This window comes from Picosynechococcus sp. PCC 7003 (genome assembly GCF_001693255.1).
Taxonomy (GTDB): Bacteria; Cyanobacteriota; Cyanobacteriia; order Cyanobacteriales; family MRBY01; genus MRBY01.
This window is the reverse complement of sequence record NZ_CP016474.1, coordinates 1493126-1506683: the sequence shown is the minus strand read 5'-3', so window position 1 is coordinate 1506683 and position 13558 is coordinate 1493126. Positions and strand designations below refer to the sequence as shown.

The window sequence follows — 13558 nt, the reverse complement described above, 5'->3', positions numbered from 1 at the left end:
GGGCGAATATCATCCGTTGTTTGACACTGCTCAATATTGACAAAGCACCGAATACACCCTTTGGAGATGTGTTCCTTTATTAGCCTCAAGGCAGGGGGAACCGGTCTGAATTTAACAGCAGCCGACTATGTCATTCACATGGATCCCTGGTGGAACCCCGCCGTCGAAGATCAAGCCAGCGATCGCGCCCATCGCATGGGGCAGCAACGTCCTGTGACGATATATCGCCTGGTGACAAAAAACACAATTGAAGAAAAAATCGTTGATCTCCATCGTCATAAACGAGATCTAGCGAATAGCCTTCTCGAAGGTACCGATGCTGGCGGACAGTTATCAACAGATGAATTGATTCGCCTCCTGCAGGAAGTTTAAGGCGGAGCGAATTATGATTTTTTCGTCTGGCGATATTCAAACAACAGCAAAGCGGCAACGGCGATCGCAAAGGGCAACAGATAATACAGGCCACGAAAAACAATTAAGGTGGCCAAAATAACCTCCTCTGGCTGGGTCGTTTGGAGAAAAAATAGAATCACCGTTTCAAAAACCCCCAGGCCCCCAGGAATCGTACTGATCAAGCCTGCGACCATTGCCAAGACATAAATCCCAAAAAAGACAGGATAAGAAATCGATACATCAAACAGTGAATAAAGGGCTAAAGCCGCAAAGCCCCAATCCAAACTAAAAATCAGAATCTGTTGCAGCGAAATTTGTAACGAGGGGAAGGTGAATTGATGGTTGCGCCACCGCAAGGGTTTTTGCAGCAAAAGATTACCCAGTCCGTATAATCCACTCAGCGCCAAACAAAAAAGTCCCAACCCCCGTAAAGACTGGGCGAATAACGGGAGTTCGATGGCTGTCGGTAGGGGCAAATTAAAGACGGTGAAAATAAAGCCCCCCACGGTGACCAAGCCCACCCACAAACTCAAGTTCGTAAAGGCAATCACCTGGGCAATATCGAGTTGAGACACCTGCCACTGGCGATAAAGGCGATATCGCAGCATACTTCCCGATAAAAAGGCAAAACCCACATTTGGGCTAATGGTGTAGGTGATCAAGCCCGCAAAGGCGACTTTATGGTGTTGTAATTGTTTCTTGAGATAACGGAAGGCCAACAGATCGTAATTGGCGATCGCCCCATAGCTACACAACGTAAACAAGCCAGCGATCGCTAACTGCACCGGAGAGAGATGGCCGATATTTTCCCAGACAAGCCCCCAACTCATTCGTCGCAATTCTTGCCAGACCATCACGATGGCAATACTGCAAAGAATCAAGCTTAAGGCCGATAAAAAATGTCGGCCCACAAACTGTTTGAGTTGATTTGAATGCTTGCCCACAAAGCCCCATCTGAGAAGTTTTTTTAAGGTGGATCATGACTGTTAGCCGGGGTTACCAGCACCCTATCATAGTCTCCGGGGAGGGAAACTCTTCAGATAGAATAAAAGATTGATCAATTAACAAAGGTTGAATTAGTAACAATGAATGTACTCGTGGTGGGTAACGGCGGCAGAGAGCATGCGATCGCCTGGAAACTGCTCCAATCTCCCAACGTCCAGAAAGTCGTTTGTACCCCCGGTAATGGCGGCACCGCTCTGTTAGAAAATTGCCTCAATCTGCCCCTCGCCGTGGATGACTTTGCGGGCATTGCCCAAGCCTGCACCGACCACGACATCACCTTTGTTGCCGTTGGCCCGGAAGTCCCCCTTTCCCTCGGCCTCGCTGACTTTCTCTCAGAACGCAATATTCCCGTGTTTGGCCCGAAAAAAGATGGCGCGATCATTGAAGCCAGTAAAGCCTGGGCCAAAGACCTGATGAGCGAAGCAGGGGTACCCACCGCCGCTGCGGGTACCTTCACCGATCCCCAAGCAGCAAAAGACTATATCCAAAGCCAAGGCGCTCCCATCGTCGTCAAAGCCGATAGCCTCGCTGCCGGAAAAGGGGTGATCGTTGCTGAAACCCTCGAAGCAGCCCTAAATGCCGTTGATCGCCTCTGGGCCGAAGGTTACAAAACCTTGGTCGTCGAAGAATTTCTCGTCGGTCAAGAAGTTTCTGTGCTCGCCCTCACCGATGGAAAAACGATCCGACCCCTGTTGCCTTCCCAAGACCACAAACAAATTGGCGAAGGGGATACCGGCGAAAACACAGGCGGTATGGGCGTTTATGCTCCTACTCCCATTGCGACCCCTGAAATTATGGCCCAGGTGCAAACCGATGTCTTGGAAGCAACCCTTAAAACCTTACAAAATCGCGGCATTGACTACCGGGGGATTCTCTACGCAGGTCTCATGGTTGCGCCGAACGGTGATGTTAAGGTGCTGGAATTTAACTGTCGCTTTGGCGATCCAGAAACCCAGGCCGTTTTACCCCTCCTAGAAACGCCCCTCGATGAGATTATGCTTGCCTGCATTCATCAAACCCTTGCCGAACTGCCTCCCTTACAGTGGTACGACGGGAGTGCTGTCTGTGTTGTGGCGGCAGCGGCGGGCTATCCCGGTGCCTACGAAAAGGGCAAAATTATCACAGGTATCCAAGAAGCTGAAGCTCTGGGTGCGACAGTTTTCCATGCAGGGACTAAATTAGAAGGAGACACTCTCGTTACCAATGGGGGTCGTGTCCTTGGCATTGTCTGCCGTGGCCACAGTTTTGATCAGGCGATCGCCAACGCATACCAGGCCGTTCCCAAGGTTCAGTTCCCAGGAATGTACTATCGTCGCGACATTGGTCATCGCCTCAAAAAAGCGTAACTTGCAACAAAACGTTACATTGTATTTAATAAAGCAAACTTGATCTGGTAAGTTCACCCCCGAAAACACCTTGCTAACCCTCATCACCAAACTCCGCAATATCCTTTCCCGCTGGTGGTCAGAATTCACATTGCAGACCAAACTGATGGCTGCAGCCACCCTAGCCGTGTCCCTGCTGATGAGTGGCTTTACCTTTTGGGCGGTGAACTCAATCCAGCAAGATGCCCGCCTTAACGACACCCGTTTCGGCAGCGATCTGGGCCTTTTACTCGCCGCGAACGTCGCGCCCCTTGTCGCCGACCACAATCTTTCTGACCTTGCCCTCTTCACCAATCGCTTTTATAACAGCACCGAAAACGTCCGCTACCTCATTTATGCCGACCCCAACGGCAAAATCGTCTACGGTATTCCCTACTCAGAAGCCGAAGTCCAAAACAGTCTCACCATCGAACGGCGCATCACCCCGCCAGACGATTACAATCCCGCCGGCTTTTTTCCCGTCGCCAAGCAACATCTGACCCCCAACGGTGAAATCACAGACGTCTTTGTCCCCCTTCATCAAAATGATCAATATCTCGGCATTCTTGTGGTTGGGATCAATCCCAATGCCACCGTTGTTGCCTCCTCTAATCTGACACGGGATGTCACCCTTGCTGTATTTGTCTTTATTTGGGTCATGGTCATCCTCGGTGGTGTTTTTAACGCCCTGACCATTACGCGACCGATTAAAGAACTCCTCGATGGCGTGAAAAATATTGCCGCCGGAAATTTTGAGCAACGGATCGATCTTCCCTTTGGTGGAGAACTTGGTGAACTGATCGTAAACTTCAACGAAATGGCCGAACGGCTCGCCAGCTACGAAGAGCAAAACATTGAAGAACTCACCTCCGAAAAAGCCAAACTCGAAACCCTCGTCACCACCATTGCCGATGGCGCCATCCTCCTCGACACAGACTTAAAAATTATTTTGGCCAACCCAACGGCCCGCAAAATTTTCCACTGGGACGAAAAATCAATCATTGGTACCACGGTTCTTCACCACTTACCCGCTTCTGTCACCACCCAAATTACCCGTCCGCTCCACCAAATTGCCGCAGGTGAAAACCTAGATTCAGACTTCCTGATTGAGCACCATGCCGTCCAAGGTAATGCCGAAGAAATCATTCGGGGAAATGAATTTAAAATCACCCTCGAAGATATGGTGGACAACGTGGCAGAAGCTACGACAATTCGGATTTTGCTCACTGAAGTGTTGGATAAGAGCAAAATCAATGTACGGGGCATTGCGATTACCGTCCAGGACATCACCAAAGAAGCGGAGCTTAATAAAGCCAAGAGCCAATTTATCAGTAACGTTTCCCACGAACTGCGCACCCCACTCTTTAATATCAAGTCCTTTATTGAGACACTCCATGAATATGGGGATGATTTGACAGAGCAGCAGCGGCAAGATTTCCTTGAAACCGCCAATAATGAGACCGATCGCCTCACCCGTCTGGTGAATGATGTTTTAGATTTATCGCGCCTTGAATCTTCTCGTGTTTATCGTCTGGATGAGGTGGATATTTCCCAGCCCATTGAGCAGACCCTAAGAACCCACCAACTTAACGCTCGGGATAAAGAAATTAAACTAACCCATGAGTTGGCAACTGATCTACCGATGGTTCTGGGCCATTATGATCTGCTGTTACAGGTACTGACAAATCTCGTGGGGAATGCGCTCAAATTCACCCAAGCAGGGGGCTGTGTCAGTGTGAGGGCTTATCCTGTTCCCCATGACCCAGAGCGGGTGCGCATTGAAATTTCAGATACAGGGATTGGGATTGACCCTGAGGATCAAGAGGCAATTTTTGACCGTTTCTTTCGGGTAGAAAATCGTGTACATACCCTCGAAGGCACGGGCCTTGGGCTATCAATTGTGAAAAATATCATTGATAAACACAATAGTCGGATTCATCTGATTAGCGAGGTGGGCATTGGCACCACGTTTTGGTTTGAGCTTAATGTTGCCCAAGAGAAGCCAGAGTTGCAGTTGCTCGATAATCAGCACCATCTGCAGGATCAATCGATAGAAGTCAGCAGTAGTTAACGGCGTTTTAGAAAAAGCTGAGTGAAATAGTAAACGCCTTCTTCATTTTTAACGACACCAATGCCCGTGAGATCAAAGTCGCCAATGATATTTTTGTGGTGGCCAGGACTGTCGATCCAGCCTTCCACAGCGACGGTGGCCAGGTCATCATAGCCTTGGAGGAGTGCGAGATTTTCGGCAACACTGGCATATTTTAAGGCTTGTTTTTCGAGGCTAGCGGCCCGATCTTCAAAACCATCGTGGGAAAAGCTGGCTTCGCCGGAGGCCATTTTGGCACTGTATTTGCGGGACTCATTTGTAATCCGATAGTCCAGGGTTAAAGGTTCTAGGCCCAGACTGATTCGATAGGCGTTGATTTGGGCGTGAATCTGTTGCTCGATGGTTTCGGTATTGGGGAGTTTAACGGGTTGGGAGGTGAGGGGTTGTTCCTGTTGGACGACTGGCTGATTCGCTGTGGGAGAAATGGTTGGTCGTTCTGTCTGCTCAAAGACGAAACGGGCACCGAAATAGAACAAGATGGGAACCACAAAACGTGACCAACGCTGGTGTCTCATGGGGAGAGCCTCTGGGGGAAGTTAGCTCTATTGTAAGAACTCAGGAATTAATCTGAATGGGTTCTTCTTGAAATTGGCGATCGCCATCGAGTTGCCAACTGCGGTAAGTGGTCACTTGCTGATTTTCCACAGAAAGAATGAGGTAGGAATAAATATCCCAGGCGATCACCCGGTCATATTCAGACGGAATCGCGGGATGGTCCGGGTGAGAATGATAAATGCCGATGATCGCGAGGTCTTGGGTGCGGGCATATTTTTGGGCCTTCAGAATCGCGGTAGGGGCGATCGCAAAGCGGTCATGGCGCGACTGGGCTTGGGGATTTGGGGGGAGCAATTCCGGCATCCCTTGGCTAAATTCCAGCGTCCAAGTATTTTCCGTAGGCCAGATTTCCCTTACGGTTTTATTGTGCCCCAGTAACAGACCACAACATTCTTCCGGGTAGCAGGTCTGGGCCTGGGTGATGAGTTGTTCAATTTGAGAAGGAGTCAAACTTAACATAGTGACCTTATGGCCTCGCTGCTGAGAAAAAACGCCCAAATCCTTAGAAGATTCAGGCGCGGTTTTTTATTTTATTTATAAAAGTAATTTAATGACAGCCTAGAATCCCATCGCTTTGGCCACCGCTGCCATGTTTGCGGGAATTCCAGTTTGTCCCTTCGATAGGCTGTGGGCGATCGCCGCATCGGGATCCTTCAAACCATTACCTGTCAGAACACAGACCACTGTTGCTCCTGTTGGCACTTGATCTTTGACTTTCAAAAGCCCGGCCACCGAAGCCGCACTAGCAGGTTCACAGAAAATGCCTTCATTCGCACCGAGCTTGCGATAAGCCTCAATAATTTCTTCATCGGTCACCGCATTAAAAGCCCCTTGACTAGCGGCCTGCACCCCATGGGCCTTATCCCAGTTAACCGGGTTGCCGATCCGAATTGCCGTCGCTAGAGTTTCTGGGTTATGGACAGGCCCTCCCTGGATAAACGGTGCCGAACCCGCCGCTTGGAAGCCCATCATTCGGGGGAGCTTCGTCGCTTTGTTCAATTCATGGTACTCACAAAAGCCCATCCAGTAGGCCGTAATATTCCCTGCATTCCCCACGGGGATACAAAGCCAATCTGGCGCTTCACCAAGGGCATCAACTACTTCAAAGGCTGCGGTTTTTTGACCCTGGAGACGGTAAGGATTTACAGAATTTACCAACGTCACAGGGTAATTCTCTGACATTTGCCGCACAATGCTGAGGGCATTATCAAAGTTACCTTCAATGGCGATCACCTCAGCCCCGTATAACAACGCCTGGGCCAATTTTCCAAGGGCCACATAACCATCGGGAATTAAGACAAATGCCCGTAGACCCGCCCGTCTGGCATAGGCAGCAGCAGCGGCGGAGGTGTTACCGGTACTCGCACAAATCACAGCTTCGGCCCCTGCTTCCTTGGCTTTAGTAATCGCCATGGTCATGCCCCGGTCTTTAAAGCTCCCTGTGGGATTAAGGCCATCATATTTGGCATAGACTTGCACCCCACGACCAATTTCTGCGGCAATACTGGGAATTGGAATCAGGGGTGTATTGCCTTCGTAGAGGGTCACCACGGGGGTACTGTCGGTTACGGGGAGATATTGGCGATACGCGTTAATCAAGCCCGGCCATTTAGCAGCATGGTGGGTCGGAAAGGGAGCAGAGGTCAGATCGGCTTTAGGAGTACTCAGAACCACAATTGTTCTCTTAAAGTTTAGAAAGTGTAGTCAAATAAACGAAATCTTCTCTAAAGGGTAGCAGTAAGGGGCTATCTGGGCTAGTCACAGGGGCGATCGCCGCCCTATTGGTATAGGGATTTTAAGAAAAGATTAACGTAGACTAACTATTTTAAGAGTTTAAGGGCATAGATGGGCGGCCACGGTCACTGCAAATTCTTCTTCAAAGATCTCCTTGTTATAGTTTAAACTCCAGAGCTCTAGTTCGCAGGCATCATCCCCATGGGTCGGGGTCAGTTTGAGGGTGAGTAGGCGCTGTTTCGCATCAAAGTCACACTGAATTTTGGCGATCGCCCCCGCCTGGCGTCGGTCAAGGGCCACCGCAAGCCGCATGATCGCACTCAGTTCACTCACCATCTGTCGGTGTTCTTTGTGGATGAGATTTTGATAATTTTCGTGTTTTTTCTTTGGCTTGCTTTTGCGGTGGTAGCGGGCGAGGTTCGCGACAATTTCCAATTGGGTTTCATTGAAACCGAGGAGTTCTGCATTACGAATTAAATAATAGGAGTGTTTATGGTGGGCCGCATGGCTGATATAAAGACCACAGTTATGGAGAATCGCCGCCGCCCATAGCATTTCCCTCGCTTCGGTGTCCCATTGATGGATGCCCCCCTGGAGCTGGTCAAAAAGACTCAAGGAAAAGTCAGCGGTGCGTTGACTGGCAACCAAATCAACGCGATATTTTTTGGCGATCGCCATCACACTCCGTTCTCGAATCGAACTTTGATATTGCAGGCGACTTTCGATCAAACCATGGGAAAGCATCCAGTCGACGATCACCCCTTCTCGCAACGCCCGTTCACAGAGAGTAATTTTCTTAAGCTCCAACAGATCCATGGCTTCTTGGAGAATGATTGCCCCGGCCAGGATAATTTCTGCCCGCTTATCCGCCATTCCCGGTAAGTTGGAACGCTCCCGACAATTAAGCTCCCGCATCTGTTGAATCAGTTTGCTCAAATCCTGACGCGAAAACGTATAGCCATGGAGGGGACTCGGTACGTTCCCCAAATTGGCCATCGCGTGCATTGCTGCTAAGGTTTCGATGGTGCCAGAGGTGCCAATCATTTGTACCTGCTCCCCCGGTAAAAGATGCTCTTGCAATTCTTCAATGGGACGTTCCAACATCCCCCGAATATAAGCCTGTAGGGCCGCAAATTCTCGGTTGCTAATCGGATCGGTATTCACAAAATCCTGGGTTAACCGCACTGCTCCCACCTTCGTACTGCTGAGAAACCGCGCTTCATGGCTTTCCACCAAGCTAATTTCCGTCGAACCGCCCCCAATATCAATCAAGACATGGGGTTGTTGGTTAAAATCCACTGCCGATAGAACGCCGAGATATATACGACGCGCTTCTTCTTGGCCGGAAATTAAATCAACTTCTAACCCTAATTCTGCTTCAATTCGTTGTAAAAAGTCTCGACCGTTGGGGGCTTCACGCACTGCACTGGTCGCTACGGCTACTAGAGAATCTACCTGAAAGCTCGTCGCTAGATCCTGACAACGGCGGAGGGCATTTAAAGAACGATCCATGGCGGCTTCCGTCAGATTGCCTGTGAGGCGATCGCGATGACCAAGGCGCACCGTATCTTTTTCCCGGGCCACAATTGTAAATGCAGGCAGGCTGGGTTGGATTTTGACAATCACCATGTGAATTGAGTTAGTGCCGATGTCAATTGCTGCTAGGGTACAGTCCTCCCCTTGGGTGACATTCGCAAATTGAGTGGAATTCGTTTTAAGCTGATAGACGGAAGTAGCCATAGATTTATGTCTGTCATCTTTGCTGACTTCTCTATTATTAAGGATTACCTCCGATTTACTGATTTTTTATGACATCTCTTCGTTGAAATTCTATGGTTTTTGAGCCTACCTGGAAAAAAATTATCTATTTATTACGCTGGGATAAGCCGGCGGGTCGCCTAATTTTAATTATTCCTGCCCTATGGGCTGTCTTCTTAGCGGCCGAGGCCAAGCCTGACTGGAAACTGGTCTTGGTGATTATCCTTGGGGCGATCACGACCAGTGCGGCGGGCTGCGTTGTGAATGATTTGTGGGACCGGAATATTGATCCCCAAGTGGAGCGCACGAAAATTCGCCCCCTCGCTTCCAAAGCTCTCACGGTCAAAGTGGGGATTATTACGGCGATCGCCTTTTTTCTTTGTGCCGCCGGATTAGCCTTTTATTTTAATCCTTGGACAAATCCCCTGAGTTTTTGGCTGTGTGTCGCCGCAGTTCCAGTAATTATTGCTTACCCTCTGGCAAAACGTTTCTTTCCCGTGCCTCAACTTGTTTTGGCGATCGCCTGGGGCTTTGCTGTTCTCATTAGTTGGAGTGCCGTGACCCAAAATTTAAGCGCCGCAACCTGGTTATTGTGGGGAGCAACGGTCTTCTGGACATTAGGCTTTGACACCATCTACGCCCTCTCCGACCGAGATGACGATTTAAAAATTGGCATTAATTCCAGTGCTATTTTTTTTGGTAAATTTGCCCCCGAAGCCGTGGGTATTTTCTTTGTTTTAACAGCGATTTGTCTTGCTATTTTAGGCAGAACATTGAATATTAATCTATTGACTTACGGTATTGCCTGGGCGATCGCAGTCGGTCTTTGGTTTAAACAATACCTAAAAATTCGCAAACCCAATCTTTCTCGCAAAGCCTACAATCAGCTCTTCGAAGAAAATGTCATCATTGGCTTTATTCTACTCAGTGGAATGATCACTAGCTTTATCTTTTAAACTACACAATCACTCAAAAAATACCATAAGCTGTCTTTTTCATCATGACAGCTTGACTATAGTTCTAAGAAAAAAATAAAGCCCCCAACAATGAGTTGAGAGCTTTGATTAGAATATAGAGTTGAAGAATAAAATATTCAGTTTTTCATAAGAGAGAGAAGCTTGGCATTGAGCTATTTTCCCGGTAGGCTACCCCACAGGTATCGTCGCCGCTATAGCGTTTCACATCTGAGTTCGGGATGGAGTCAGTGTGGTTCCACTATGCTAGAAACACCAAGCAGTGGTGTGGTCTCACACCCTCAAGACTGCACAAAATACTTATTAGTTTATCGAAATACTTAGTCTAACCATCTGTTTAAGGACAAGCCCTCGGTCTGTTAGGACATCTCGGCTCCATATGTTGCCACACTTCCACCTAATGCCTATTAACGGGTGTTCTTCCCGTGACCTTACTGGATTAACTCCATGAGAGTACTCATCTTGAGGTGGGCTTCCCACTTAGATGCTTTCAGCGGTTATCCTCTCCGCACTTGGCTACCCTGCGTTTACCGTTGGCACGATAACAGGTACACCAGCGGTGCGTCCTTCCCGGTCCTCTCGTACTAAGGAAGACTCCTCTCAATACTCTTACGCCTGCACCGGATATGGACCGAACTGTCTCACGACGTTCTGAACCCAGCTCACGTACCGCTTTAATGGGCGAACAGCCCAACCCTTGGGACCTACTTCAGCCCCAGGTTGCGATGAGCCGACATCGAGGTGCCAAACCTCCCCGTCGATGTGAACTCTTGGGGGAGATCAGCCTGTTATCCCTAGAGTAACTTTTATCCGTTGAGCGACGGCCCTTCCACGCAGCGCCGTCGGATCACTAAAACCGACTTTCGTCCCTGCTTGACTTGTAGGTCTCGCAGTCAAGCTCCCTTCTGCTTTTGCACTCGATGGCTGATTTCCAACCAGCCTGAGGGAACCTTTGTGCGCCTCCGTTATCGTTTAGGAGGCGACCGCCCCAGTCAAACTGCCCACCTGATACTGTCCTCTCACCGGCTTCACGGTTTAGAGTTAGAATTCTAGCCTTGTTAGAGTGGTATCTCACCAGTGACTCCATTACCCCCACAAGGGCAATCTCAACGTCTCCCACCTATCCTGCGCAAACAAAGCCCGAACCCAATACCAAGCTACAGTAAAGCTTCATAGGGTCTTTCTGTCCAGGTGCAGGTAGTCCGTATCTTCACAGACAATCCTATTTCGCCGAGCCTCTCTCCGAGACAGTGCCCAGATCGTTACGCCTTTCGTGCGGGTCGGAACTTACCCGACAAGGAATTTCGCTACCTTAGGACCGTTATAGTTACGGCCGCCGTTCACCGGGGCTTCGGTCGTTAGCTTCGCCTAAGCTAACCAACTTCCTTAACCTTCCGGCACTGGGCAGGCGTCAGCCCCTATACTTCCTCTTACGAGTTTGCAGAGACCTGTGTTTTTGGTAAACAGTCGCCTGGGCCTCTTCACTGCGACCAGCTCTCGCTGGCACTCCTTCTCCCAAAGTTACGGAGCAATTTTGCCGAGTTCCTTAGAGAGAGTTACCTCGCGCCCCTCGGTATACTCTACCACCCTACCTGTGTCGGTTTCGGGTACGGGTCCTATGCTTTCAACACATAATTAGTTTTTCTAGGCACTATCCTTTACTACGCAGAGACCGTAGTCTCCTCCCAATCCATTCAGGGTGTAGCTATCTTTCATGCGTCATAATTATGCTCCCACATAAGAGTTGAGGAATATTAACCTCATGTCCATCGACTACGCCTTTCGGCCTCGCCTTAGGTCCCGACTAACCCTCCGCGGACGAGCCTTCCGGAGGAACCCTTAGGGTTTCGGGGTATGTGATTCTCACACATATTTTCGCTACTTAAGCCGACATTCTCACTTCTATACAGTCCACATCTGCTCACCGCTAATGCTTCACACCATATAGAACGCTCCCCTACCACTCTTTCGAGTCCGCAGCTTCGGTAACTTGCTTAGCCCCGTTCATTTTCGGCGCAGGAGCGCTTGACCAGTGAGCTATTACGCACTCTTTCAAGGATTGCTGCTTCTAGGCAAACCTCCTGGTTGTCTATGCACTCCCACCTCCTTTATCACTTAGCAAGTATTTTGGGACCTTAGCTGGCGGTCTGGGCTGTTTCCCTTTCGACGATGAAGCTTATCCCCCACCGTCTTACTGGTTGCTTTTTGTACAGTATTCTTAGTTTGTCTCACTTTGGTACCGCTCTCGCAGCCCGCAGCGAAACAGTGCTTTACCCCTGTACAAGCTTTTATCAACCGCTGCGCCTAAACACATTTCGGGGAGAACCAGCTAGCTCCGGGTTCGATTGGCATTTCACCCCTAACCACAGCTCATCCGCTCCTTTTTCAACAGAAGTCGGTTCGGACCTCCACTTGGTATTACCCAAGCTTCATCCTGGCCATGGTTAGATCACCCGGGTTCGGGTCTACAAACTGTGACTAACGCCCTTTTCAGACTCGTTTTCACTTTGGCTTCGGCTTTTCACCTTAACCTGCCACAGCCTGTAAGTCGCCGGCTCATTCTTCAACAGGCACACGGTCAGACGTTAAATCGTCCTCCCATTGCTTGTAGGCTAACGGTTTCATGTTCTATTTCACTCCCCTCCCGGGGTTCTTTTCACCTTTCCCTCGCGGTACTTTTACACTATCGGTCACACAGTAGTATTTAGCCTTACGAGGTGGTCCTCGCTGATTCAACCGGAATTTCACGTGCTCCGGCCTACTCGGGATACAGTTAGGCTACTTTGATTTTCGACTACAGGACTTTCACCTTCTTTGGTGTAGCTTTCAACTACTTCGTCTAACCTCTATAGTCCATATCACTGTCCCACAACCCCAACCGCCTAAGCAGTTGGTTTAGGCTCTTCCCGCTTCGCTCGCCGCTACTAAGGGAATCGATTTTTCTTTCTCTTCCTTCAGCTACTAAGATGTTTCAATTCGCTGAGTTGGCTCATACCATCCTATATATTCAGATGGCTGTATTTAGGGTTGCCCCATTCGGAAACCTCCGGCTCAATGCTTGCTTCCAGCTCCCCGGAGTATATCGTCGGTAACCACGTCCTTCTTCGCCTCTGTGTGCCTAGGTATCCACCGTTAGCCCTTTGTAGCTTGACCTTTCTTCGAGGTCAGACTCTTGGCTATTTTTGGATTGTTTGTACTTTCGTACTTTCCTACCTAGCTATTATTTCGACTATCTAATATTCTTTTGTGCAGTTTTCAAGGTGCTTTACTGAAATTTCTTTCAGCATTCAACAACACTATTTACCTAATGGCAAATTTATGGTGCTGATGCCAAATTCGTTTCATTATTTCGTGGTCTTGGTGGAGGTAAGCGGACTCGAACCGCTGACATCCTGCTTGCAAAGCAGGCGCTCTACCAACTGAGCTATACCCCCATTGACATCAACAATTGATGATTATCAACGGTTGATAAGTGGGCCATCCTGGACTTGAACCAGGGACCTCACCCTTATCAGGGGTGCGCTCTAACCACCTGAGCTAATAGCCCATGTCCACGAACCTAAATTTGAAAATGACTTCCGTTATTCCCCCTCGCACGACCTTCGAGATGACCTTACTGCGTTCTATTTGCTGATTGCTTTCAAACTTCAGTAGGTTAGGTCTCC

General features: G+C 49.2%; 8 protein-coding genes, 2 tRNA genes, 2 rRNA genes and 1 pseudogene. 4 read left to right on the top strand and 9 right to left on the bottom strand.

Annotation, left to right across the window (positions count from 1 at the left end; all coding sequences use genetic code 11):
- Positions 1–62: 62 nt before the first annotated feature.
- Positions 63–372 (top strand): annotated as a pseudogene (locus AWQ21_RS07140) (helicase-related protein); the annotation flags it as partial.
- Between the two features lie 11 nt (positions 373–383).
- On the opposite strand, the gene AWQ21_RS07135 reads toward AWQ21_RS07140, so the two are convergent.
- Entirely contained in the window at positions 384–1337 is a 954-nt protein-coding gene (locus AWQ21_RS07135; protein ID WP_232315101.1) for a UPF0104 family protein, read from the bottom strand.
- Between the two features lie 141 nt (positions 1338–1478).
- On the opposite strand from AWQ21_RS07135, the gene purD reads away from it, so the two are divergent.
- Both purD and nblS read left to right on the top strand, forming a co-directional pair.
- Complete coding sequence (gene purD / locus AWQ21_RS07130; protein WP_065713932.1) at positions 1479–2744, top strand: phosphoribosylamine--glycine ligase; 1266 nt, start codon at positions 1479–1481, stop codon at positions 2742–2744.
- A 70-nt stretch (positions 2745–2814) separates the two neighbouring features.
- Positions 2815–4833 carry a two-component system sensor histidine kinase NblS gene (gene nblS, locus AWQ21_RS07125; protein ID WP_065713931.1) on the top strand — a complete coding sequence of 673 codons (2019 nt, stop codon included), beginning with the start codon at positions 2815–2817 and terminating at the stop codon, positions 4831–4833.
- On the opposite strand, the gene AWQ21_RS07120 is transcribed toward nblS, so the two are convergent.
- The 4 genes from AWQ21_RS07120 to AWQ21_RS07105 form a co-directional block, all read right to left on the bottom strand.
- On the bottom strand, positions 4830–5387 hold the full coding sequence (locus tag AWQ21_RS07120) for a CAP domain-containing protein (protein WP_065713930.1): 558 nt from the start codon (positions 5385–5387) through the stop codon (positions 4830–4832). The genes nblS and AWQ21_RS07120 overlap by 4 nt on opposite strands.
- A 40-nt stretch (positions 5388–5427) precedes the next feature.
- The gene (locus AWQ21_RS07115; RefSeq protein WP_065713929.1) at positions 5428–5886 is read right to left on the bottom strand and encodes a Mov34/MPN/PAD-1 family protein; all 459 of its coding nucleotides are present in this window, start codon (positions 5884–5886) and stop codon (positions 5428–5430) included.
- A gap of 99 nt (positions 5887–5985) precedes the next feature.
- Entirely contained in the window at positions 5986–7095 is a 1110-nt protein-coding gene (gene thrC, locus AWQ21_RS07110) for a threonine synthase (RefSeq protein WP_232315123.1), read from the bottom strand.
- A gap of 165 nt (positions 7096–7260) precedes the next feature.
- Complete coding sequence (locus AWQ21_RS07105; protein ID WP_065713927.1) at positions 7261–8901, bottom strand: Ppx/GppA phosphatase family protein; 1641 nt, start codon at positions 8899–8901, stop codon at positions 7261–7263.
- A gap of 92 nt (positions 8902–8993) precedes the next feature.
- Here AWQ21_RS07105 and AWQ21_RS07100 point away from each other — a divergent pair, with 92 nt between their 5' ends.
- Entirely contained in the window at positions 8994–9875 is an 882-nt protein-coding gene (locus AWQ21_RS07100; RefSeq protein ID WP_065713926.1) for a 4-hydroxybenzoate solanesyltransferase, read from the top strand.
- Positions 9876–10035: 160 nt separating this feature from the next.
- Here AWQ21_RS07100 and rrf read toward each other — a convergent pair.
- From rrf to AWQ21_RS07080, 4 genes are all read right to left on the bottom strand, one after another.
- Positions 10036–10153 (bottom strand): 5S ribosomal RNA (rrf, locus tag AWQ21_RS07095).
- 79 nt (positions 10154–10232) lie between these two features.
- A 23S ribosomal RNA gene (locus tag AWQ21_RS07090) occupies positions 10233–13046 on the bottom strand.
- 205 nt (positions 13047–13251) lie between these two features.
- A tRNA-Ala gene (locus tag AWQ21_RS07085) sits at positions 13252–13327 on the bottom strand.
- 39 nt (positions 13328–13366) lie between these two features.
- Positions 13367–13440: transfer RNA gene (locus tag AWQ21_RS07080), tRNA-Ile, on the bottom strand.
- Positions 13441–13558: the final 118 nt, after the last annotated feature.

Excerpts from the sequence above, each read along its gene's own strand:
- purD (WP_065713932.1), top strand. The coding sequence starts at position 1,479 with ATGAATGTACTCGTGGTGGGTAACGGCGGCAGAGAGCATGCGATCGCC.
- AWQ21_RS07120 (WP_065713930.1), bottom strand. The coding sequence starts at position 5,387 with ATGAGACACCAGCGTTGGTCACGTTTTGTGGTTCCCATCTTGTTCTAT.
- AWQ21_RS07115 (WP_065713929.1), bottom strand. The coding sequence starts at position 5,886 with ATGTTAAGTTTGACTCCTTCTCAAATTGAACAACTCATCACCCAGGCC.
- AWQ21_RS07105 (WP_065713927.1), bottom strand. The coding sequence starts at position 8,901 with ATGGCTACTTCCGTCTATCAGCTTAAAACGAATTCCACTCAATTTGCG.
- AWQ21_RS07100 (WP_065713926.1), top strand. The coding sequence starts at position 8,994 with ATGGTTTTTGAGCCTACCTGGAAAAAAATTATCTATTTATTACGCTGG.